This is a genomic window from Tessaracoccus coleopterorum (assembly GCF_011174705.1).
GTDB lineage: Bacteria > Actinomycetota > Actinomycetes > Propionibacteriales > Propionibacteriaceae > Arachnia > Arachnia coleopterorum.
Genome location: NZ_JAANIJ010000001.1, coordinates 2,283,079 through 2,304,143 on the forward strand (window position 1 = coordinate 2,283,079; position 21,065 = coordinate 2,304,143).

Genomic DNA, 21,065 nt, shown 5'->3' on the forward strand with positions numbered 1-21,065 from the left:
TACGAGGCCGTCGAGGGATCGACCGACGCGTTGTACGAGCGCTGGGACACCATCTGCCAGGAGTACCTGCAGCACTCGGGCACAGCGTCACACTCGGGCGCCACCTCGGCTACCGCGCCCTCGTCGACCAGGTGGTCCGCGAGTTCGATGCCTTGCCGCTGCGCGATATCGCACGGAAACCCCGGGTCGGCGTCGTCGGCGAGATCCTCGTCAAGTTCCACCCCGACGCAAACAACCATGTCATCGACGTGATCGAGGATGAGGACTGCGAGGCGGTGCTGCCCGGAATGCTCCCGTTCTTCCTGATGGGCATGTACTCGGCCCGGTTCCGGTCCGACGCCCTCGGGGTGGGGGAACGCTCCGTCGCCCTGAAGCGGCTGGCCGTCTGGGTGGTCGAGCAGTACCAGCGCCCCGTCGCGAGGGCGCTCAGGCGCTGCGGCGGAAAGTTCGACCTGCCGCCCAGGATGGCCGACCTCGCCGCGAAGGCCGACGGCATCATCTCGCTCGGCACCCTGGCGGGTGAGGGGTGGCTGCTCACGGCCGAGATGATCGAGCTGATCGAGGCGGGCGCCCCGAACATCGTGTGCGCCCAGCCGTTCGCGTGCCTCCCCAACCACGTGGTGGGCAAGGGGATGTTCGCCGAGCTGCGGCGTCGGCACCCGGAGGCCAACATCGTCGCGGTCGACTACGACCCCGGCGCCTCCGAGACGAACCAGCTCAACCGGATCAAGCTGATGGTCGCCACCGCGCACAAGCGGCACCGCGGCGGGGAGCGGTCGGCCACCATCGAGCCGATCCGCCCGCCGCCGCGGTGAGCCGCGAGGATGCCGTGGGCTGATCAGGCCTCCGGGAGCCACACCCGCATCGTCGCCGGGCCCCGGTTGGCCCACGAGTGGTAGGGCACCAGCGGCACGTCGAGCGTCCCCTCGATCAGGTGCCCCCCGTCGTGGTACGGCCAGGCGGCCGCGTTGTGGCCGATCCTGCTCCCCTTGATGACGGCACCGACGCCGTCGTCGGTCAGCGTGGCAGCGTCGATCTGGAACTCGTTGACGGTCAGGTCGTCGGGAAGGTCGACCGACTCGGAGCACAGCACCAGGGGGCCGCGCTCGACGGCGACCGAGCCGCGCACAGCGTCGATCCGCGAGTCGGGGCGCGTGATCCGCGGGCCGACCGGAAGGGAGAGCACCACCGCGTCCCCGCGGTGACGCCGTCGACCCGGAAGGCGCCGGGCGTGACGGCGACGCCGTCCACCGTGGCGCCCTCGGCCCAGGCGGGGATGCGCAGATCCAGCGCGAACGGGGAAGGGGCCCGCTCCACGATCACCCGCACCGTGCCGTCATACGGGTACCCCGTCTCGACCCGCAGCCGGACATCGCCGACGTTGAGCGTGGCGGGAGCGTACTGCACCAGCGCCACGCCATCGGGGTCTCCGCCGCCAGATAGCCGGCCAGGCTGGCCAGGGTGCGCGACACGTTCGTGGGGCAGCAGGACACGTCGAACCAGGGTGCGCGCAGCGAGGAGTTGGCCCGCGGCACCTGCCGGTCGGCGGGAGCCTCCGCGGCGGGGGTGCGGCGGTGCAGCGTGTTCGAGTAGAAGAACGACCTGCCGTCCTCGGCGGGGAGGCGGCGACGATGTTGTAGAGCGTGCGCTCGATCGCGTCGCCGTAGCGGAGGTCGCCCGTTGAAAGAAGCAGCCGCCAGGCCACCATGATCGACCCGACACCCGCGCACGTCTCGCAGTAGGAGCGGTCGGGCGGGAGTTCGAAGTCCTCGCCGAATGCCTCGTCCTGGTGGTGCGAGCCCATGCCGCCTGTCACGTACGTGCGGCGGGCAAGTGCGTTGTCGTACTGGCGCCGGGCCGCGTCGAACAGTTCGGTGTCGCCCGACTCGACGGCGACGTCCACGGCCGAGGCCGCAAGGTAGAGGGCCCGGACGGCGTGACCGCGCAGCACGGTTGAGGTGCGGAACGGCTCGTCGTCCTGGTAGTAGGAGCGACCCCACTCGATGTCGGCCAGCAGGCCGTGGCCGCGCCGGTCGATGAAGACGCGGGCCTGCTCCAGGTAGCGGGCATCCCCGTCGCGCGGGACAGTTCGGCGAGACCCACCTCGATCTCGGGGTGCCCGCAGATGGTCTCGCGGGCGCCGTCGGCGAACTCGGTGACGACATGGTCGGCGGCCTTCAGCGCCACCCGCACGATCGTGGAGTCGGGGTGCCCGGTGCGGATCCGGGCGACGGCGGCCTGGATCAGGTGGCCGTAGCAGTAGAGCTCGTGGCCCACTCGAAGTCGGTGTAGCGCGGATCCAGGCCCGGGTGGTCGAACCTGGTGTTGAGGTAGCCGTCATCCTCCTGAACGGCCTCGATGAGAGCACCGAGGCGCTCGATCTCCGCCTCAAGAGCCTCGTCGCCCGTGCGGCCCACCTCCCAGGCCATCGCCTCGATCAGCTTGTAGACGTCCGAGTCGGAGAACTCGCGTCCACGCCGCGACTCGGGAGCGTGCCATTGAGCGCGTGGGCGAAGTTGTCGATCCAGCCGACCCTGGTCTCCCACGCGAGGGCGTGGGGGATGATCGCTTCGTGGTTGAGTCGTTGCCGATCACCCCAGAAGCCCCGTCGATCGTGACTCGGTCGATCCCCAGCGGCTTCAGGAGGCCGTGTGAGGGAGCGACGGGTACGGGCGAGGTGTGCATGGAATCTCCTTGATGGGCGGGGAGGTGGCTCAGCCCTTGACTGCGCCGGAGGTGAAGCCCTTGACGTAGTACTTCTGCAGGCGAGGAAGAGCACGAGGGCGGGGAGGGTGAGGATGACCACCCCGCGGTGGTGATGCCGTAGTCGATCACGCCCATCACCTGCTGGCGCATGTTGACGAGGGCGAGCGGCAGTGGCGCGTTCTCCATCGACAGCAGGTAGAGCGAGACCATGAAGTCGTTCCAGGCCGCCAGATAGGCGAACAGTCCGACGGTGATCAGCGCCGGCGTGACCGTCGGCAGCATGACCTTGAAGAACGAGCCCAGCTGGGAGCAGCCGTCGATCTGGGCCGCCTCCTCGAGCTCGCGGGGGATGGCGGCGAACGAGTTGCGCATCATGAACACGCCGAACGGGAGTTGGAAGAGCGTCAGGACGAGCCCGACGCCCGGCAGCGAGTTCTGCATGCCGATCCGCTGCATCCACACGATCAGCGGGATGAGCAGCGCCGCCACGGGCACCATCATCACCGACAGCACCAGGATGAACAGCAGGCTCTTTCCGCGGAACCGGAACCGGGCGAACGCGTACCCGCCGGTGGCCGCGCAGAGCACCGTCACGACGATCGCGATCACCGAGATGATCAGCGAGTTGAGCAGGTAGGCGGGCAGCCCGCGCCCGTACTCGAACAGGGCCACGTAGTTGCCGAACCCGAAACCGGACGTCTGCGACGTGCCGGGGGCAGGGGAGACCGAGCTGATCACCGCCCATACGAGCGGGGCGAGGAAGGTGATCGCGATGCAACTGGTCAGGAAGTAGAAGAGTCCCTTGGACAGCGGGGTGGACTTCACCGGTCCTCCTTGTCCGAGACGCCCATGGCGCGAAGCTGGATGGCGTTGATGACGATGAGCGCGACGAGCACGAGGACCGAGAGCGCCGCTGCCATGCCGAGGTCGCGTTTGGTCTCGAACGCGTAGCGGTAGATGAGCTGGACGACGGTCATCGTCGAGTTGTTCGGCCCACCCTTGGTGAGCACGTAGAACTGGTCGAAGGCCAGCAGCGAGCCGGTGATCGACATGATCATCGTCATCGCGATGGTGGGTTTGAGCAGCGGGAGCGTCACCTGGGTGAACGTCCTCCACCGGCTCGCGCCGTCGATGCGGGCCGCCTCGTACACGTCGGTGGGATGGCCTGCAGCCCCACCATCGTGAGCAGCATGTAGAAGCCCGAGAAGCGCCACACCACGAGGAAGACCGTCGCCCAGAGCGCACCGTCCGGCGTGCCGAGCAGCGAGCTGTTCTGCTCCATGACGCCGAGGCCGGCGAGGAACTTGTTGATGGGGCCGACCTGGGGTGAGTAGAGCGCGTAGAACAACACCGAAGCCGAGGCGATGCCGAGCGCTGAGGGCACCAGGATCGCGGTGCGCAGGATGTTGTTCCAGCGCCTCGCCTCCTGCACCAGCAGCGCGAGCCCCAGCGCGATCGGCATCAGGATCACGGTGGTGACCACGGTGTACTTCAGCGTGAACCAGACCGAGTCCAACAGCAGCGGGTCGGCGAGGACCTTCGAGAAGTTCTCGACACCGTTGAGACCCTGGTTGCCGCCGAGCAGCGTCCACTTCGAGCCCGACATCATCACCACGAGGATGATCGGTGCCAGGAACAGCAGCACGAGGATCACGGTGACGGGGTGGCGAACGCCCAGCCGGCGGCCGCCTCCCGCTGCGCGTTGGTGCGACGCCCGCGCCGGACGGGCGCAACAGTCGTCGGTTTCGTCATGGGTTTTCCTTGGTTAGAGCGGGCGGGGTGGGGTGGGGGAGGCCCACCCCCGGGAGCTCGCGGTGGCCGGGTCAGCCGCCGAGCGTCGACGTGATGGCGTCGTTCAGCGAATCGACCTGTGCGCCGTCGGCCCAGACCGCGTCCTGGATCAGGAGCTGCCAGTTGGAGCCGGCCGCGTTGAACGCCTCGTTGAAGTTGACGGCGACCGGGCGCGACCGTCCTTGATGGTGGCGTTGGCGATCCTGGTGCGCTCGTCGGCGCTTGCGTACCCGTTCTCGAGGACGCTGATGCTGGAGGCGGTGTCGTTGTTGTCGGCGAAGACCTTCTGCTGGGCGTCGTCGGACATCAGCCACGACATGAAGTTCCAGGCCTGGGCCACGTTCTTCGAGCTCTTGGAGACGCCGAGGGCGTCACCGCCGAGGAAGGTGGACTGGCCGCCGTCGACTCCGGGATCCCCGCGACGCCGATCTCGAAGTCGACCGTGTCGAACAGGCCCGTCACCGCGGTGTAGGGGTACTGCATGACGCCGATCCTGCCCTCCTGGAAGGGGGCGGTCCAGGTTGCTCCGGTCTCCTCCTTCGAGCCCGCGCCGAGACCGTTGGGGTCTCACGCAGGTCGCGGTAGGCGTCGTAGATCTTCTTGGCCGCGTCGGAGTTCAGGTTGGCGGTGGTGCCGTCCTTGATGACCTCTTCACCGCTGGCCCACATCATCGGGAACAGGGTGAAGACGAGCGCGCCGCCCGACTGGCCCGCCAGGTAGGTGCCCGCCACGCCGTCCTTGCCGAGGCCCGCGACGGCCTTGGAGTGGGTGACGAACTCGGCGAGGTTGGTCGGCCCGGCCTCGGGTCGAGGCCCGCCTCCTTGTAGAGATCCTTGTTCCACACCATCACCGAGATGTCGGTGACGAAGGGGAGGGTGTGCATCTTGCCGTCGATGGTTCCCGCGTCGATGTGGCCCTTCTGGAGGTTGTCGATGTCGAGCGTGCCGATCTCCTTGGTGAGGTCGGCGAAGACGCCCTGCTCCACCCAGTAGGGGATGCGCACGACGTCACCGGCGAGGATGTCGGGCAGCGTGTCGGTCTGGATGGCGCCGCCGACCTTGCCCTCGACGTCGTCGTTGGGCAGGATCTCGAGCTTGACCTGGTTCTTGTGGGACGAGTTGTACGCTTCGACGGCATTCTTCGCCTGCCGCTCGAGCGGGGCGCGCGTCCACATCGTCAGCTCCGTGCCGTCGTCCAGGCCGTCGCTGGGTACCGACGCTCCGGTGGTCGGCTCGGTGGGTGTGGTGTCGCCTCCGCAGGCCGTCAGGCCGAGGCCGAGGCTCAGGGCCGCGAGGGCGGCCACGATGGATCGGTTCAACATGTGTGGTCCTCTCATCTTCGAGGGTGCCGAAGGGTGTGATCCGCAAGGGCGGAACAGCCCGCCCCCGAAACCTTCGAAAAGGTTTGCGACAATCCTTGCACGGGGATCGATGGTCGTCAATAGCAATCTCGCCGCCGTTCAACACGCAGCTGGAACGCCTGGTGTAGGCTGCGGTTTCGAGGAGCCCCTGGCTGGGGCCGGACCGGAAGGGGACCGATGTCGAAAACGGATTCGAGGGCCGCACCCCCACGCTCAACGATGTTGCCAAAAGGGCGCAGGTGTCGCTCTCCACCGCATCCAAGGCACTGAACGGGCGCACGGACGTGAGCGAGGTCACCCGGTCCCGTGTGCTCGATGCGGCCAAGGACCTCAACTTCGTGCCCAACACCCTCGCCAAGTCGCTCCTGACGGGCCGCACCGGCACCGTCGGGCTGATCACACACGACTTCGAGGGCCGCTTCTCGATCCCACTGCTGATGGGCGCGGAGGACGCCTTCGGCCTCAACAAGGTCTCCGTGCTCCTCTGCGACGCCCGCGGTGATGCCATCCGCGAGCGCTACCACCTGGGCGTGCTGATGCAGCGCCGCGTCGACGGGCTCATCATCGTGGGTGCGCGGCCCGACACCCGCCAGTCGCTCGGGAGCGACATCCCGTTCCCGTCGTCTACGCCTACGCACCCTCCGACGACCCGGACGACTGCTCGATCGTCTCTGACAACGTCGGCGCAGGCCGGATCGGCGTCGACCACCTGATCTCCACCGGGCGCAGGAACATCGCCATCCTCGGCGGCGACATCACCTACGGCGCGTCCGAGGAGCGCTCGCGGGGTGCCATGGAGCGGCTCGCGGCGGAGGGCCTCGCACCGCTCGGTGGGGCGCCCGTCTACGGCGCGTGGTCGGAGGAATGGGGCCGCGCGGCCATGCGCACCACGCTGGCCCAGTACCCCGAGGTCGATGGCGTTCTCTGCGGGAACGACCAGATCGCACGGGCGCGCTGGACACGCTGCGCGACGCGGGTCGCCAGGTTCCGGGTGAGGTGGCCGTGGTCGGCCACGACAACTGGGCCATTCTCGCGACGGGGCCCGCCCGCGCTCACGAGCATCGACATGAATCTTGAGGACATCGGGCGCAAGGCGGCCCAGCGGCTCGCCGAGGCGATGGACGGGCACCCGTCGCGCGGAGTCGAACTCCTCGCCCCGCGCCTTGTGGTGCGCAACTCGTCGGTCGCCTGAGGCTCACGCCCTGGTGAGCGCCCCCGCCAGTTCGGCGTAGATGTCGAGCATGGCCTTCGCCTGCGAGGCGATGGTCCACTGCGAGGCCAGTTCAATGGAGCGTGCCGCGGCCTGCTCCCGCCACTGCCGATCCTCGGACCGGGTGATGACACGCAGCAGACCTGCGGCGAGCGAGGCGGCCGTCGGCCTGGTGATCTCGCCGTTGACCCCCGGCTCGATGACCAGCGTCAGTTCGTGGTCGACCGAGACGATGGGCAGCCCGGCCAGCGCCGCCTCGTGCAGGACCAGCGCCTGGGTGTCGGTCTGGCTCGGGAAGGCGAACACGTCTGCCATGCCGTAGAACGCGCCGAGGGCGTCGCGCTTCTGCTCTCCGGGGAGGATGATCCGACCCGCGTCGCGCCCGGCGGCCAGCACCTTCCTGATGTGGCTGTAGCGTTCCCAGTCGCCGACGATGCACAGCCGCGCGTCGGGGCGCTGGGCGTGCACGAGGGTGAAGGCGTCGGCCAGCAGCGGCAGGTCCTTCTCGGGCGCGATACGGCCGGCGTAGAGCACCATCGGGCCGTCGGGGTGGGGATCGGGGCGGCCCGGGTGGCAGGGCGTCGACGCCGTTGGGAACGACCCGGATCGTGGCATTGGTGCTGATCAGGCGGCAGCGGGCCGCCGTCTTCGGGGATGGGGTCGTCACGAGGTCGGCCGACTCCAGCATCTTCTGGCACAGGCCGAGCAGCAGGGCGGTCGAGCGGCCGCGGTCCTCGTACTTCACCTCGGCGAGCCGCAGGTCCTGCTCGTCCATCACCTCACCCTTGGTGAGGCGGGCGAACGCGCGTACCACGCCCGTCAGTAGCGGGAGGACGGCGGAGTAGTGGTCGGCGTAGGCGTCGAAGTCGGTGTGCCAGGTGAGAAGCATCGGAATGCCGAGCCTGCGTGCCGCCCAGGTGCCGAGCACCCCGACGGGCCCGAAGCCGTGCACGTGGATCACGTCGGGCCTGAGCTCGGCGATCCGGTCGATGGTGCGGTCGAAGTGGCGTCCGTTGGCGACCCTGGTGGGCATCTTGGGCACGCGGACCGACGGCAGGCGGATCTCGGTGCGGCCGGGCCGACCATGATGCGGGTTCGGGCCCTTGGCGGCCGGTGCGACAACGATCACCTCGTCGCCCTTGTCGAGGAGGTTGCCCTCCAGTTGTTGGACGGCGAACATGAGGCCGTTGCTGCCGGGCCGTAGTTGTCCGTGAACTGCGCCACCCGAAGTGGGCGGGTGGCTCCTGTCGCGGCGTCGTTCACCCTGTCACAATAGCGGCCCCGGGGCGGTGACAACGCAGCCACCGTGCCGGATGGACGCGGCTCAGCCGAGTCGCACCACGCGGTCGCAGTCGGCCATCACGTCGGGGTCGTGGGTGATCACGAGCATTGCGGCGCCGTCGAACGCGCGCCACACATCGGCCATCAGGGCGTCGGCGGTCTCACGGTCGAGGTGTTCGGTCGGTTCGTCCAGGATGATCAGCGACCGGTCGGCGACCAGGAGCCGGGCCAGCGCGAGGCGGCGCCTCTCGCCCCCGAGAGGGTCGATCCGTCCTCCCCGATGCGGCGCTGCGGATCGATGTCCAGCCCGGCTCGGGCCAGGGCGTCGACGATCTCCGCGGCCGTGGCGTCCCTGGCCCCGATGCGCACGTTCTCCGCCACGGTCGTGGCGAAGATGTGTGCGTCCTGCTCGAGGTAACCGACCCGTCCACCGCGGTGCAGCTCGCCGCTCAGTGGTGGGATCAGGCCCATGGCGGTGGCCGCGATCGTGGTCTTCCCGACTCCCGAGGGCCCGGCGAGCGCGACCCGCTCTCCCGGCCGGACATCCAGGTCGATCCCCTCCAGCACAGGGCCGGAGCCGGGCCAGCCGACGGCCGCGTCGACCAGGCGCAGCCCGGGTGCCCCACCCTCCGGGTCGGTGACGTCGCCGGTGCCGACGGCCGGTGTGTCGAGTACCTCGCCGATCCGGCTGAGCGCGGCCTGGGCGCGGGTCCAGGTCTGGGCGGCCTGCGCGAAGGTGTTCAGCACCTCGTGCAGCGCCAACGGAGTCAGCGCGAGGACCGCGAGCATGCGTGGGTCGAGTTCCCCGGCGCGCACGGCGATCGTGCCGAACCACAGCGATGCGGCCACCGAGAGGCCGGAGGCCAGGATCTGGCCACCCGCCGCGATGCCCGCACCCACGCCCCGCGTGACTCCTGCCCGCGCAGTTCGTCGTCGATGGCCAGGAGACGGTCCAGTTCGGCCGCGTCGGCACCGTAGGCGACGAGATCGGTCGAGGTGAGGGCCAGCTCGCGGGTGGCGTCTGCGAGTCGGCCGCGGGTGGTCACGGAGTCCCGGTCGGCCCGCAGGGTCATCCACTGCGTCCACCACGGCAGCAGCACACCGGCCAGCACCGCCGTGGCGAGCAGCACGAGCGCGGCAGGCAGGTTGAACACCCCGAGCATGACGGTGGCTCCCACCACGACGACGGAGGCGGAGAGGAACGGCAGCGCCACGCGCACCACCAGGTCCTGGATCGCCGTCACGTCTGTCACCACGCGGGTGAGCAGGTCGCCGCGGCGGCGGCCGATCAGGGTGGTGCGGGCGAGGCGGTCGTAGACCCGTACCCGCAGCGCGCCCTGCATGCGCAGCGCGACATCGTGGCCGAAGATGCGTTCGACGTAGCGGAAGGCGCCGCGCGAGATGCCGAAGGCGCGCACCCCCACCGCCGCGGGCTGTAGGTAGAGCACGGGCGGGGCCATCGCCGCGAACGAGATGAGCCAGGCGGACACGCCCATCAGCGCCACCGACGAGGCCGACGCCATGGCGGCGAAGAAGACGGCGAGCAGGAGCCTGCCGCGGGCCTTCGGCACCTCGCGGAGGAGTTCCCTCAGCAGCGCGATCATGCGGCCACCACCTCGACGACGCGGTCGGCCGCCTCGAGCACGGCCGGTCGGTGGGACACCACGAGCGCACCCGCGCCAGTGCCGCGCACGGCCCGGATGACGTGGGCCTCGGTGTCGGCGTCGAGGCCGGCGGTGGGTTCGTCGAGGATGAGGAAGCGGGCGCCGCCCACCCGGATCCGGACGAGGGCCCGCGCAAGGGCGACCCGGCGGCGTTCACCCGCGGAGAGGCCTTCGCCGTCGTCGCCGACGGGCTTGTCCGCGCCGAAGTCGGCCCCGGCATCGGTGAGGGCTGCTGCGATGGTCGCGCCGTCCACGCCCGGATGACCGAGGGCGACGTTGTCGCCGACGGTGCCGCGGACCAGACCCGGCTCCTGCGCTACCCAGGCGACCTGGCCGCGCCAGGACGCGTGGTCGGTGTCGGCCAACGGTTGCCCTCCGACGCTCACCCGGCCGCCGGTCGGGGTGAGGAAGCCCATCGCCATCGCGAGGGCGGTCGACTTGCCCCCTCCGGATGAGCCGCTGAGCGCCACCACCTCGCCGGGTTCGACCACCAGGCTGAGGCGTTCCACCGCCGGGCCTCGGCACCCGGGTAGGTGTAGCTGACATCCTCGAGGGCCAGCGGGCCTCCGGGGCGGCGAGGGCGCCGGTGGCGACCGGGGCCGCGTCGATCACGGCGAACGCGGCGTCGGCCGCCGCGACACCGTCGGCCGAGTCGTGGAAGTGCACGCCCACCTGCCGCACGGGCAGGAACGCCTCGGGGCGAGGATCAGCACGAAGAGGGCGGTCGTGAAGTCGACCTGCCCGTCCACCAACCGGAACCCGATGGTGACGGCCACGATCGCCACCGACAAGGTGGCGAGCAGTTCGAGCGCGAACGACGACAGGAACGACACGTACAGCGTGCGCATGGTGGCGTCGCGGTACTGCTCCTCGCCGATCTCGACGCCCTTCTTCTGGGCCCGTGCCCGCGCGAAGGCCTGCAGCGTCGGGAGGCCTGCGATCAGGTCGGCGAAGTGGTTGGCGAGCCGGTCTGCCACGGCGAAGCTCCGTCGGGTCGCCTTCTCGGTGGTCCACCCGATCAGGGCCATGAATACCGGGATGAGCGGGAGGGTGAAGGCGATGATGATGGCCGAGGGCCAGTCGGCGAGCAGGATCACGGCGCCGATGATGAACGGGACGGTCGCGGCCAGCCCAAGTTGGGGCAGGTACTTCGAGAAGTAGCCGTCGAGGGAGTCGAGGCCCTGCGTGACGGTGCGCACCAGCGAGGCGGATGAGGTGCCCCGATGGGGTGCCGAGCCTGGCCCGCAGCACGTCGCGGCGCAGGTCGGACTTCACGGAGGCCGCGGCGCGGTGGGCCAGCACGGAGCTGAGCCAGGCGAGCAGGCCGCGACCGGCGAACACCGCCAGGAGCGCCACCAGCGCGCCCTGCCAGCCGGGCGGGAAGCTCTTCGACGCGAATGCGGTGGTGAGCCAGCGGGCGAGCAGGTCGGCCTGTGCGATCAGGAGGACCGCGGTGGCAACCCCGACGGCGACGGAGGCGATGAGGAAGCTGCGGGTGGCCCGTGCGCGTTGCAGCAGCCTCGGGTGGATCGGTCCGGCCATTGCCTCAGTTTCCCATGTCGGTTCAAGCGGGTCGCCGTGGCGGACCCGGGTTGTGGCGAGGCCCGCCTCCGCGGGGAGTCGGGCCTCGTTGCTGTCGGTCGGATCGGGTCGGCTCAGGCGGCCGGCTCGACCTCGTCGGGGATGTTCTTCGTCGAGATCCGCTTGCTGAACACCCAGTAGGACCAGGCCTGGTAGGCGATCACGATCGGAACGAAGATGACTGCTGCCCAGGTCATGATCGTCAGCGTGGTCGGCGAGGACGCGGCCGTGATCATGTTGAGACGGTCGGTGACCGCCACCGACTCGTCCTGCGCGAAGCCGATGTTGCCGTACATCTTGAAGAAGATGCCGACGAACAGCGTCACGATGGACACGCCGGTGCCGATGAAGCCCCATCCGTCGCGGCCCTTGTTGATTGCGAATGCGGCCCCGAGGATGGCCAGGATCGAGAGGATGCCCGCGATCCAGGTGGCGACCCGGAAGTCTCCGAACTCGGAGGTGGCGGGCCAGAAGACGTTCTGGCAGATCACGAACAGTGCGACGAGCGCGGCCGCGACCCAGCCGAAGCGGCCGCCGAAGGTCTCGGCGCGGTCGTGGATGACGCCGCGGGTCTTCAGGGCGATGAAGGCCGAGCCGTGCACCAGGAACAGGACGACGAGCATGACGCCGCCGAGGAGGGCGAACGGCCCGAAGAGGCCCCAGAAGGAACCGTTCCAGTGCAGGCCGTCGTTGGCGAGCCCGATCACGAAGTTCGCGAACCCGACACCGAAGACCAGCGAGGGCAGGAACGAGCCGATGGTGGCGAACCAGTCGAGCGTGGTGCGATAGCGGCTGTCGGGATGCTTCGAGCGGTACTCGAAGGCGACGCCGCGCAGGATCAGGCCGACCAGCACGAGCAGGAGCGGGATGTAGAGACCGGAGAAGAGGCTGGCGTACCAGCCGGGGAAGGCGGCGAACATGGCGCCGCCGGCGGTCAGCAGCCACACCTCGTTGCCGTCCCAGACGGGGCCGATGGTGTTGACGATGACGCGCTTCTCCTTCTCGTTCCTGCCGAGAACGGGGATCAGCATGGCGACGCCGTAGTCGAAGCCTTCGAGGAAGAAGTAGCCGAGCCACAGCACGGCGACCAGGATGAACCAGACCATCGTCAGCGTCGGGACGGTGACGGCACTTTCAAGCATGGTGAGCATGGGTGGGTTTCCGTCCTCAGTACGCGAAGGTCAGGGGGCGTCGGGATCGGACTGGACCTCGACGGGCGCGACGTCGGGAGCCCCGCCTTCGCGTACTTGAGGAACAGCCAGACCTCCAGCACCGCGAGGGCGCCGTAGATCAACGTGTAGGTGATCATCGAGAACAGGACGTTGCCTGCGGGCACGGACGTCGAGACGCCCGAGGAGGTAGGCAGTACGCCCGCCACGATCCAGGGCTGGCGGCCCATCTCGGTGAAGATCCATCCGAAGGAGATCGCGAACAGCGGCAGAAGCGGCATCGCGAACATGGCGGTCGTCCAGATCGGTCCGGGCTTGGGTAGGCGGTCCTTGCGGACCAGCCACAGCGTCGCGATGCCGATGGCGATGCCTGCGAAGCCGAGGCCGATCATGAGGCGGAACGTCCAGTAGGAGAGCGCCACGTTGGGCATCGGGTCGATGCCGGGGTAGTTGGCCGCGAGTTCCTCGGCGTACTGCTGCTGGAGCGTCGTCTGGGAGCCGTCGAAGCGACGGAAGCCCTCGGTCTTGAACTCCTCGCGGATGTTGTTGATGCCCTTGACCTCTTCGTGGCCGGACAGGAACGACAGGAGGCCGGGGATCTCGATGGCGAAGACCTGCTCGGTTCCCTCGCGGTTGCCGATGGTGAGGATCGAGAACGGGGCGTTCTTCGTGGTGTAGAAGAGCCCCTCGGCCGCCGCCATCTTCATGGGCTGGACCTGGGTCATTACCTTCGACTGCTGGTCGCCCGAGATGATGGTGACGACGGAGCCCGCGATGAGGACCCAGGCGCCGAACTTCGTGGCGAAGCGGTAGGTGCCGGTGTCGCCCACGCGCATCTCGCCGTCGCGGCGGATCTTGGCGAGGTGCCAGCCTGCGACGCCGGCAACGAGGCCACCGGCGACCATGTAGGCCGCGGCGATCACGTGCGGGAAGGTGACGAGAAGGACCGGGTTGGTGAGCACCTCGAGGAAGCCTGCGACGCCGTCGAGTTCCGCACGGCCGTTGTTGAACACGGTTCCGACGGGGTTCTGCATCCAGGAGTTGGCGGCGAGGATGAAGATCGCCGACAGCATGGTGCCGATGGCCGCGGCGTAGATCGTCATCAGGTGCAGCTTCTTCGGCAGCTTGTCCCAGCCGAAGATCCAGAGCCCGATGAACGTCGACTCGAGGAAGAACGCCAGGAGGGCCTCGAGCGCGAGCGGGGCGCCGAAGACGTCACCCACGAAGCGCGAGTATTCCGACCAGTTCATGCCGAACTGGAACTCCTGCACGATGCCGGTCACGACACCCAGCGCGAAGTTGATCAGGAACAGCTTGCCGAAGAACTTGGTGAGCCGGAGGTAAGCCTCCTTGTCGGTCTTCACCCACATGGTCTGGAAGACCGCCACCAGCATCGACATGGCGATGGTGATGGGCACGAAAAGGAAGTGGTAGACGGTCGTGATCCCGAACTGCCAGCGGGCCAACGTTACTTGATCCATGGTGGCAAGCTACTACGGGGGGTCGTAAAACGACAACATGTCGCTAAGAAGTGGGGTGCTTGCCCCTATGCTTGCGGGCATGGCGTCGAGAGGTGAACTCGAGCAGCGGGTGATGGAGCTGCTGTGGGGTCCCAGCGCGCCCCGAACCGTCGCGGACGTGCATCAGCAGTTGTCCGCCGAGCGGGAGCTCGCCTACACCACTGTGATGACGGTCCTCGACCGCCTGGCCAAGAAGGGCCTCGTCAAGCGCGAACTGGTGGCCCGGGCGTGGCAGTACCGGGCGGCGTCGAGCCAGGCGGTCGTGATCGCCGGAGAGATGGCAGCCCTGCTGGCGGTGGCGACGCCTGAGGTCCGTGTCGCCGCGCTGCGTGAGCTCACCGAGGGCTTGAGCGCCGAGGAGCGCGCGGCGCTCGGTGAGTCGGCAGACGCCCTCTGAGGTGCCGGGCCGGCGGCGAGGTACGAGTCGTCGCCCGTGTCGAAGCCACTCCCGTCGATGGGCAGCTACTCAACCAGAGCTTCTTGTCTTCTGCTGTGGCCGGGTCTCTGCACCGTGTCGGGAGTGATTTCGACACGGCCCGGCGCTTCGCGCGGGGCCGGCTCAACCGACTGCTGGGGCCGGGTTCCTCTCGGGAGGGTACCGGGGGTTCCTGCTGTGCCCGGGCTTCTTGCTGTGGTCGGCTTCTTGCCCGGGCCACGGTGATCGTCGGGGTCGGCCATCAGCAGTCGGTTGAGCCGGGCCGGCGGCGAGGTACGAGTCGTCGCCCGTGTCGAAACCACTCCCGTCGATGGGCAGGTACGCAACCAGCGCTTCTTGTCTTCTGCTGGGGCCGGGCTTCCTGCTGTGGTCGGGCTTCTTGCGTCCCCTCCTACTACTTCTTCGCCTTCTTCGCGGACTTCTTCGACTTCTTCGCCGGAGCGACCTCAACCGTCTCGGCGGCGAGCGCCGGAGCGACCTCTTCGAGGAGCGCCCGCTTGTCGGCCAGCGTCGCCGCGAGATCGGCCTCCAGCTCGGAGCGCTTCGCCGCGATCACCTCCGCCGCCGTCTTCCGGGTTGTCTTGTCGGCGTGGGCGTCGATCAACTGCGCCGCCTCGAGGTTCACGTCGACGCTGGCGTCGATCGCCTCCTGCACCACGACCCGCGTCTCCGCGAGCGAAGCGGCGAGCACCTCCGGCGTCATCGTCGCCGCGAGCCTGCGCCGCTCCTCCTCGGGCCTCCAGTCGGGCTTCGGCCAGCGCAGGTCCATCTCGATCAGGGTCCGGGTGAGAATCTCGGTGACGGCGAGCCGCGGGTACCACTTCCGGTCGGCCGGGAGCACGTACCAGGGTGCATGGTCGGTCGAGGTGCGCCGGAACACGTCCGCGTACGCCTCCTGGTACCCGTCCCACTTCAACCTCGCCGGGATGTCACTGGACGAGTACTTCCAGCGCTTGTCGGGGCGGTCGATCCGCTCCATGAGCCGCGTGGCCTGCTCGTCGTGGGACACCATCATCGCGAACTTCAACACAATGGTGCCGTCGTCGACGAGCCGCTTCTCCCACTCGTTGATCTCCTCGAATCGGGGCTCCCACACGTCGCGCGGGACGAGGTTGTCGACCCGCACCACGAGCACATCCTCGTAGTGGGAGCGGTCGAAGAGGCCGATCAGACCCGGCCGGGGAGGGCGTTCTCGATGCGCCACAGGTAGTGGTGCCTGCGCTCCTCCTCGGTGGGGACCCCGAAGCTTCTGAGCGCGACGCCCTGGGGGTCGACCATGCCCATCACATGCCGGGCGATGCCGCCCTTGCCTGCGGTGTCGATGCCCTGGACCACCACGAGTACGCTGCGGGAGCCGCCCGACCGCCCGTCGGCGTAGAGGCGCTCCTGCAGCTCGCCCAACAACCTGCCCCGCTCCGACATCAGGGCGGCCGCGGCTACCTTGTCGCCGGTGAACCCGGGGGTGGACCTCCGGTCGAAGGAGGTGAGGTCGAAGCCCTCCGTGACGCGCAGGGCATCGCGGGGGTCGGCGGTCCACAGATCAGACATCTTCGTCCCTTCAATCTTGCGGCATGAGTCTATCCGCGTGCCGCGGCGCCACCGAGGGTTTCCGTCCGATTCTCCGATTCCCGGTGCGCCCCCGGATCAGCCGACGGTGAGGCGGATCTCGTTGTTCCAGGGGTCGAGCACCCCGAGGGTCTGCCCGTCGAATGTGGGGACGAAGCCGGCAAACCTCAGCCGCTCATCCGCCCTCCCCAACTCCTCGGCGGTGGGCACGAGGATGTCGACCACGCCCATGCCGAGGGTCCTGGAGCGCGGGCCGGCGCCGCGGGAGTTCCACACGTTCATCGCCATGTGGTGGTGATAGCCGCCTGCGGACACGAACAGGGCGCTGCCTGGGAACGCGAAGGTCTCGTCGAAGCCGAGGGCGCGGACGTAGAAGTCGCGCGCCGAATCGACGTCGCCCACCTGCAGGTGGACGTGCCCGAGCGAGGCCTCCGTCTCCGGCAGAGAGGTCGGGTCGATCCCGCCGAGCTCCCGGTTCACGAAGGCCGCGGGATCAATGTAGAGGGTGTCCATCTGCACCTGGCCGTCAACCCACCGCCACTCGGAGCGGGGCCGGTCGCGGTACAGCTCCACACCGTTGCCCTCGGGGTCGGTGAAGTAGAACGCCTCCGAGACGAGATGGTCTCCGGTGCCGGCGTGGGTCTCGGGGAACCTCGTGTACATGCTCACCAGGGTGGAGGCGAGGGCCCGCGGGTCGTCGTAGACGACGGCGGTATGGAACAGCCCTGCCTCGCCGCGGCGGGCGGGGCGCAGATCCCGGGACTCGGTGAGCCGCACGATCGGCCTGGTGCCGTGGCCGAGCGTGACGGATCCGGACTCGTCACTCAGCGGCCGCAGCCCGACGCCCTCGGTGTAGAAGGCGAGCTGGCGTGCCATGTCGGCAACGCGCAGCTCGAGCCGTCCCATCCGGGTGTCGCCCGCGAGGTTGTCGTTGGCCATGGTCCCTCCCAAAAACTTGTAGCGTCAAGTATTGAAGCTTCAACCATATTAGGTCGAGGGTGTCCCGGAAGCAAGGGGACGCCCCGCGGTTTCCGCGGGCGTCCCATCTCCGTGACCGATCGGGGTCGGTCCTCCGCTCAGCTGGCCTGGTCGTCCAACTCGTCGACGGCCGACGAGAACTGCGACTGGTAGAGGTCGAAGTACGCGCCGTGCCTGGCGAGCAGCTCGTGGTGGTTTCCCTGCTCCACGATCGCGCCGTTCTCCATCACGAGGATGAGGTCGGCGTCGCGGATCGTTGAGAGGCGGTGCGCGATCACGAACGACGTGCGCCCGGAGCGGAGCGCCGACATGGCCTTCTGCACCAGCAGCTCGGTACGGGTGTCGACCGAGCTCGTCGCCTCGTCGAGGATCAGGATGCTCGGATCGGCAAGGAACGCCCGCGCGATCGTCAGCAACTGCTTCTCACCGGCGGAGACGTTCGATCCCTCCTCGTCGATCACGGTGTCGTAGCCGTCGGGCAACGAGTGCACGAACCGGTCCACGAACGTGGCCCGGGCGGCCTCCATGATCTCTTCCTCCGTGGCACCCTCCCGGCCGTATGCGATGTTCTCGCGGAGCGTGCCGCCGAACAACCAGGTGTCCTGCAGCACCATGCCGATGTTGGAGCGCACGACGCTGCGGGGGACGCCCGCGATGTCGGTGCCGTCGATCATGATCCTGCCGCCGTCCAGGTCGTAGAACCGCATCAGCAGGTTCACGAGCGTGGTCTTGCCCGCTCCGGTGGGGCCGACGATGGCGACGGTCTGACCGGGGTGGGCCAACAGGTCCAGGCCTCGGATCAGGGGCTGATCGGCCGAGTAGGAGAACGCGACGTCCTGGAACTCGATGCGGCCCTGGATCTCCGAGGGGAGCGTGCCCGTCGGTTCGGCCGACATCTCCTCGGCGTCGAGCAGTTCGAAGACCCGCTCGGCGGATGCCACACCCGACTGCAGGAGGTTTGCCATCGAGGCGACCTGGGTCAGTGGCTGGGTGAACTGCCGCGAATACTGGATGAAGGCCTGCACGTCGCCGATGTTCATGGTGCCCGACGCGACGCGGAGCCCACCGATCACGGCGATCACCACGTAGTTCAGGTTCCCGACCAGGAACATCACGGGCATGATGATGCCGGAGATGAACTGGGCACCGAAGCCCGCCTTGTACAGCTCCTGGTTGTGCTTCCCGAACGCCTCCTCGACCTCGCGCTGGCGGCCGAAGACCTTGACGAGCGAGTGGCCGGTGTAGGCCTCCTCGATGTGGGCGTTCAGCTCTCCGGTCGACTTCCAGTTCTGTGCGAACAGCTTCTGGGAGCGCTTGCCGATGACGCCGGTGACGACCATCGCGACGGGCACCGACAGCAGGGCCACCAGCGCGAGCGTCGGGAGATCCACATCATCATGACGAGCACGCCGATGAGCATCAGCACGGCGTTCAGGAGCTGCGACATCGTCTGCTGCAGCGTCTGGGACACGTTGTCGATGTCGTTGGTGACGCGGCTGAGCACCTCTCCGCGCGCCTGACGGTCGAAGTAGGACAGCGGCAACCGGTCGAGCTTCGCCGACACCTCCTGGCGCATCCGGTAGATCGTGCGCTGCACGGCGCCGTTGAGGACCCAACCCTGCACCGCGGAGAACGCGAAGGACAGGAGGTAGAGGCCCAGCACGATGAGAAGCACCCGGCTGATGGCGCCGAAGTCGATGCCCTGACCGATCACGAAGTCCAGGTTGCGCAGCATGTCGGCAAGGTCTGTCTGGCCGTTCGCGACCAGCTGCTCCAGCAGCTGCTCCTTCGTGGTGCCCGCAGGCACCTGGGTGCCGAGCTGCCTGCCCATGATGCCCGCGAGCATCAGGTCGGTGGCCCGGCCCAGGATCTTCGGGCCGACCACGCCGAGCGCGACGGACAGCACGCCCATCGTGATGGCGATGATGAGGCTCACGCGCTGCGGGCGCAGGTGCGTCAGGAGGCGACGCAGTGAGACGCCGAAGTTGGCGGCCTTCTCCCCGGTGCCTCCGCCGGGGCCGTGGCCGGGTCCGCCGCCGCGGGTCGGGCCGTACTTGGGGCGTTCGTTCGCCTTGACGGGGTTGTCTTTTCGCTCATGCCGCCTCCTCCGCGCTCAGCTGCGAGGAGACGATCTCCTGGTAGGTGTCGTTCGTGGCCAGCAGTTGTTCGTGCGTGCCGCGGCCGACGATCTCGCCGTCCTCGAGAACGAGGATCTCGTCGGCCTCTGTGATGGTGGCGACCCGCTGTGCCACCACAAGCACCGAGGCGTCCGCCGTCTCGGGGGCGAGCGCCGCGCGGAGCCGGGCGTCGGTGGCGACGTCAAGGGCGGAGAAGGAGTCGTCGAACACGTAGACCTTCGGCTTCTTGACCAGCGCGCGGGCGATCGCGAGCCTCTGGCGCTGACCGCCGGAGACGTTGGTGCCGCCCTGGGCGATGGAGGCCTCGAGCTGGCCCTCCTTCTCGCGGACGAAGTCGGCGGCCTGCGCCACCTCGAGGGCGTGCCACAGCTCCTCATCGGTCGCGTCGGGCTTCCCGTACCGCAGGTTGGAGGCGATCGTGCCCGTGAACAGGTATGGCTTCTGGGCACGAGGCCGACCCTCTCCCACAGGGCGTCAGGGTCGAACGACCGGACGTCGACACCGTCGACGAGCACGGTGCCGCCTGTGACGTCGAAGAGCCGCGGAATCAGGTTGATCAGGGTGGTCTTGCCTGAACCGGTGGACCCGATGATCGCGGTGGTGCGGCCCGGGCGCAGGTCGAACCCGAGGCTCTTCAGCACCGGCTGTTCGGCGCCGGGGTAGGAGAAGCTGACGTCGGTGAACTCGACGTGGCCGCCCGCCTCGGGCGTGGGCGCGGGATGTGCAGGTGGGGCGACCGAGGTCTCCGTGTCGAGCACCTCCATGATGCGGTCGGCGCAGACGGCGGCGCGCGGCGCGATCATCAGTAGCATCGTCGTCATCATCACCGAGATCAGGATCTGCATCAGGTACGCGATGAAGGCGGTCAGCTGGCCGATCTGGATGTCACCCGACTCGATGCGGCCGGCACCGAACCACATCACGCCCACCGTGGAGAGGTTCATGACGAGCGTGACGAACGGGAACAGGAACGCCATCAGGCGCCCGACCATGGTGGTGGTGTAGACCAGCTCGGAGTTGGCCTCCTCGAAGCGGGCAGCCTCGCGGGGCTCACGGACGAAGGCGCGCACCACTCGGATGCCGGTGATCTGCTCGCGCAGCACCCGGTTGAGCTTGTCGATGCGCTTCTGCATGGTCTGGAACAGCGGGCCCATCCTCATCACGATGAACCCGATGCCGATGCCGAGCAGGATCACGGCGGCCAGGATGATCCAGGAGAGCCCTGCGTCCTCCCGCAACGCCATGACGACGCCACCCACCATGGTGATGGGCGCGGAGATCAGCATCACGCACGTCATGAGGACGAGCATCTGCACCTGCTGCACATCGTTGGTGGTGCGGGTGATGAGGCTCGGCGCGCCGAACCTGCTCATCTCCTTCGAGGAGAAGCTGAGCGCCCGCTCGAAGATCGCGGCCCGGACGTCGCGTCCGAACTGCATCGCGGCGTTGGCGCCGGCCCACACTGCTCCGATCTGGGCCGCCGCCTGCACCGCTGACAGCAGCAGCATGACGCCGCCGGTGGCCCAGATGAAGTCGGTGTCGCCCTTCACGACACCCTCATCGATGATGCGGGCGTTGAGGGTGGGTAGGTACAGGCTGGTGACTGTGGCGATCGTCTGGAGGACGATCACCACGGTGAGGTAGCCCCAGTAGGGCGCACGTAGC

General features: G+C 68.5%; 20 protein-coding genes and 8 pseudogenes. 5 read left to right on the forward strand and 23 right to left on the reverse strand.

What is annotated here, in order from left to right:
• The first annotated feature begins 131 nt into the window (after window positions 1–131).
• Window positions 132–815 (forward strand): hypothetical protein, encoded by a 684-nt coding sequence (locus tag G7085_RS26490; protein WP_231979547.1) that lies wholly within the window; start codon window positions 132–134, stop codon window positions 813–815.
• 23 nt (window positions 816–838) lie between these two features.
• Here the strand turns inward: G7085_RS26490 and G7085_RS14675 are convergent, their stop codons facing one another.
• Both G7085_RS14675 and G7085_RS14680 read right to left on the reverse strand, forming a co-directional pair.
• The gene (locus tag G7085_RS14675; protein ID WP_331715687.1) at window positions 839–1,129 is read right to left on the reverse strand and encodes a hypothetical protein; all 291 of its coding nucleotides are present in this window, start codon (window positions 1,127–1,129) and stop codon (window positions 839–841) included.
• Window positions 1,054–1,416 (reverse strand): hypothetical protein, encoded by a 363-nt coding sequence (locus G7085_RS14680; protein ID WP_331715688.1) that lies wholly within the window; start codon window positions 1,414–1,416, stop codon window positions 1,054–1,056. Before G7085_RS14680 ends, G7085_RS14675 begins: the two co-directional genes overlap by 76 nt.
• Before the next feature lie 45 nt (window positions 1,417–1,461).
• Between G7085_RS14680 and G7085_RS32785 the strand changes: the two genes are divergently transcribed.
• Complete coding sequence (locus G7085_RS32785) at window positions 1,462–1,593, forward strand: hypothetical protein (RefSeq protein WP_331715689.1); 132 nt, start codon at window positions 1,462–1,464, stop codon at window positions 1,591–1,593.
• A gap of 88 nt (window positions 1,594–1,681) precedes the next feature.
• Here the strand turns inward: G7085_RS32785 and G7085_RS32790 are convergent.
• The 9 genes and pseudogenes from G7085_RS32790 to G7085_RS14715 all read right to left on the reverse strand — a co-directional run.
• Window positions 1,682–2,277: pseudogene (locus G7085_RS32790) on the reverse strand (beta-L-arabinofuranosidase domain-containing protein); the annotation flags it as partial.
• On the reverse strand, window positions 2,244–2,546 hold the full coding sequence (locus G7085_RS26500; RefSeq protein WP_331715690.1) for a beta-L-arabinofuranosidase domain-containing protein: 303 nt from the start codon (window positions 2,544–2,546) through the stop codon (window positions 2,244–2,246). The gene G7085_RS26500 and the pseudogene G7085_RS32790, both read right to left, overlap by 34 nt.
• A 349-nt stretch (window positions 2,547–2,895) precedes the next feature.
• Window positions 2,896–3,531, reverse strand: a pseudogene (locus tag G7085_RS35110) (carbohydrate ABC transporter permease); the annotation flags it as partial.
• On the reverse strand, window positions 3,528–3,857 hold the full coding sequence (locus tag G7085_RS32795) for a carbohydrate ABC transporter permease (protein ID WP_197511559.1): 330 nt from the start codon (window positions 3,855–3,857) through the stop codon (window positions 3,528–3,530). The gene G7085_RS32795 and the pseudogene G7085_RS35110, both read right to left, overlap by 4 nt.
• On the reverse strand, window positions 3,800–4,351 hold the full coding sequence (locus G7085_RS32800; RefSeq protein WP_197511560.1) for a carbohydrate ABC transporter permease: 552 nt from the start codon (window positions 4,349–4,351) through the stop codon (window positions 3,800–3,802). The genes G7085_RS32795 and G7085_RS32800 overlap by 58 nt, the downstream gene beginning before the upstream one ends.
• Window positions 4,352–4,606: 255 nt before the next feature.
• Entirely contained in the window at window positions 4,607–4,837 is a 231-nt protein-coding gene (locus G7085_RS32805; protein ID WP_331715691.1) for a hypothetical protein, read from the reverse strand.
• Entirely contained in the window at window positions 4,804–4,980 is a 177-nt protein-coding gene (locus G7085_RS32810) for a hypothetical protein (RefSeq protein WP_331715692.1), read from the reverse strand. The genes G7085_RS32805 and G7085_RS32810 overlap by 34 nt, the downstream gene beginning before the upstream one ends.
• Window positions 4,956–5,228 carry a hypothetical protein gene (locus G7085_RS14710; RefSeq protein ID WP_197511562.1) on the reverse strand — a complete coding sequence of 91 codons (273 nt, stop codon included), beginning with the start codon at window positions 5,226–5,228 and terminating at the stop codon, window positions 4,956–4,958. Before G7085_RS14710 ends, G7085_RS32810 begins: the two co-directional genes overlap by 25 nt.
• Entirely contained in the window at window positions 5,165–5,818 is a 654-nt protein-coding gene (locus tag G7085_RS14715; protein ID WP_197511563.1) for an ABC transporter substrate-binding protein, read from the reverse strand. The genes G7085_RS14710 and G7085_RS14715 overlap by 64 nt, the downstream gene beginning before the upstream one ends.
• Window positions 5,819–6,096: 278 nt before the next feature.
• Between G7085_RS14715 and G7085_RS26515 the strand changes: the two genes are divergently transcribed.
• Window positions 6,097–6,570 carry a LacI family DNA-binding transcriptional regulator gene (locus G7085_RS26515; protein ID WP_331715693.1) on the forward strand — a complete coding sequence of 158 codons (474 nt, stop codon included), beginning with the start codon at window positions 6,097–6,099 and terminating at the stop codon, window positions 6,568–6,570.
• Window positions 6,522–7,049, forward strand: coding sequence for a substrate-binding domain-containing protein (locus G7085_RS26520; protein WP_331716003.1), 528 nt, complete (start codon window positions 6,522–6,524; stop codon window positions 7,047–7,049). Before G7085_RS26515 ends, G7085_RS26520 begins: the two co-directional genes overlap by 49 nt.
• Window positions 7,050–7,052: 3 nt before the next feature.
• Here the strand turns inward: G7085_RS26520 and G7085_RS14725 are convergent, their stop codons facing one another.
• The 7 genes and pseudogenes from G7085_RS14725 to G7085_RS14755 form a co-directional block, all read right to left on the reverse strand.
• Window positions 7,053–7,604 (reverse strand): glycosyltransferase, encoded by a 552-nt coding sequence (locus G7085_RS14725; protein ID WP_197511564.1) that lies wholly within the window; start codon window positions 7,602–7,604, stop codon window positions 7,053–7,055.
• Between the two features lie 103 nt (window positions 7,605–7,707).
• A pseudogene (locus G7085_RS35115) lies at window positions 7,708–8,247 on the reverse strand (glycosyltransferase); the annotation flags it as partial.
• On the reverse strand, window positions 8,193–8,330 hold the full coding sequence (locus G7085_RS14735) for a hypothetical protein (protein WP_197511565.1): 138 nt from the start codon (window positions 8,328–8,330) through the stop codon (window positions 8,193–8,195). The pseudogene G7085_RS35115 and the gene G7085_RS14735, both read right to left, overlap by 55 nt.
• Before the next feature lie 61 nt (window positions 8,331–8,391).
• A pseudogene (cydC, locus tag G7085_RS14740) lies at window positions 8,392–9,952 on the reverse strand (thiol reductant ABC exporter subunit CydC).
• Window positions 9,949–11,554: pseudogene (gene cydD, locus G7085_RS32815) on the reverse strand (thiol reductant ABC exporter subunit CydD). The pseudogenes cydC and cydD overlap by 4 nt, the downstream one beginning before the upstream one ends.
• 113 nt (window positions 11,555–11,667) lie before the next feature.
• The gene (gene cydB, locus G7085_RS14750; protein WP_197511566.1) at window positions 11,668–12,744 is read right to left on the reverse strand and encodes a cytochrome d ubiquinol oxidase subunit II; all 1,077 of its coding nucleotides are present in this window, start codon (window positions 12,742–12,744) and stop codon (window positions 11,668–11,670) included.
• Window positions 12,702–14,243, reverse strand: coding sequence for a cytochrome ubiquinol oxidase subunit I (locus G7085_RS14755; RefSeq protein ID WP_197511567.1), 1,542 nt, complete (start codon window positions 14,241–14,243; stop codon window positions 12,702–12,704). Before G7085_RS14755 ends, cydB begins: the two co-directional genes overlap by 43 nt.
• Before the next feature lie 55 nt (window positions 14,244–14,298).
• On the opposite strand from G7085_RS14755, the gene G7085_RS14760 reads away from it, so the two are divergent.
• Entirely contained in the window at window positions 14,299–14,679 is a 381-nt protein-coding gene (locus tag G7085_RS14760) for a BlaI/MecI/CopY family transcriptional regulator (protein ID WP_331715694.1), read from the forward strand.
• A gap of 433 nt (window positions 14,680–15,112) precedes the next feature.
• Here the strand turns inward: G7085_RS14760 and G7085_RS14765 are convergent.
• The 5 genes and pseudogenes from G7085_RS14765 to G7085_RS14780 all read right to left on the reverse strand — a co-directional run.
• Window positions 15,113–16,266 (reverse strand): annotated as a pseudogene (locus G7085_RS14765) (PPK2 family polyphosphate kinase).
• A gap of 96 nt (window positions 16,267–16,362) precedes the next feature.
• Window positions 16,363–17,223, reverse strand: a complete 861-nt coding sequence (locus tag G7085_RS14770) for a VOC family protein (RefSeq protein WP_197511568.1) — start codon at window positions 17,221–17,223, stop codon at window positions 16,363–16,365.
• A 137-nt stretch (window positions 17,224–17,360) separates the two neighbouring features.
• Window positions 17,361–19,234 (reverse strand): annotated as a pseudogene (locus G7085_RS35120) (ABC transporter ATP-binding protein).
• A gap of 121 nt (window positions 19,235–19,355) precedes the next feature.
• Complete coding sequence (locus G7085_RS32830; protein ID WP_331716005.1) at window positions 19,356–19,868, reverse strand: ABC transporter ATP-binding protein; 513 nt, start codon at window positions 19,866–19,868, stop codon at window positions 19,356–19,358.
• Between the two features lie 29 nt (window positions 19,869–19,897).
• A pseudogene (locus tag G7085_RS14780) lies at window positions 19,898–21,034 on the reverse strand (ABC transporter transmembrane domain-containing protein); the annotation flags it as partial.
• Between the last annotated feature and the right edge of the window lie 31 nt (window positions 21,035–21,065).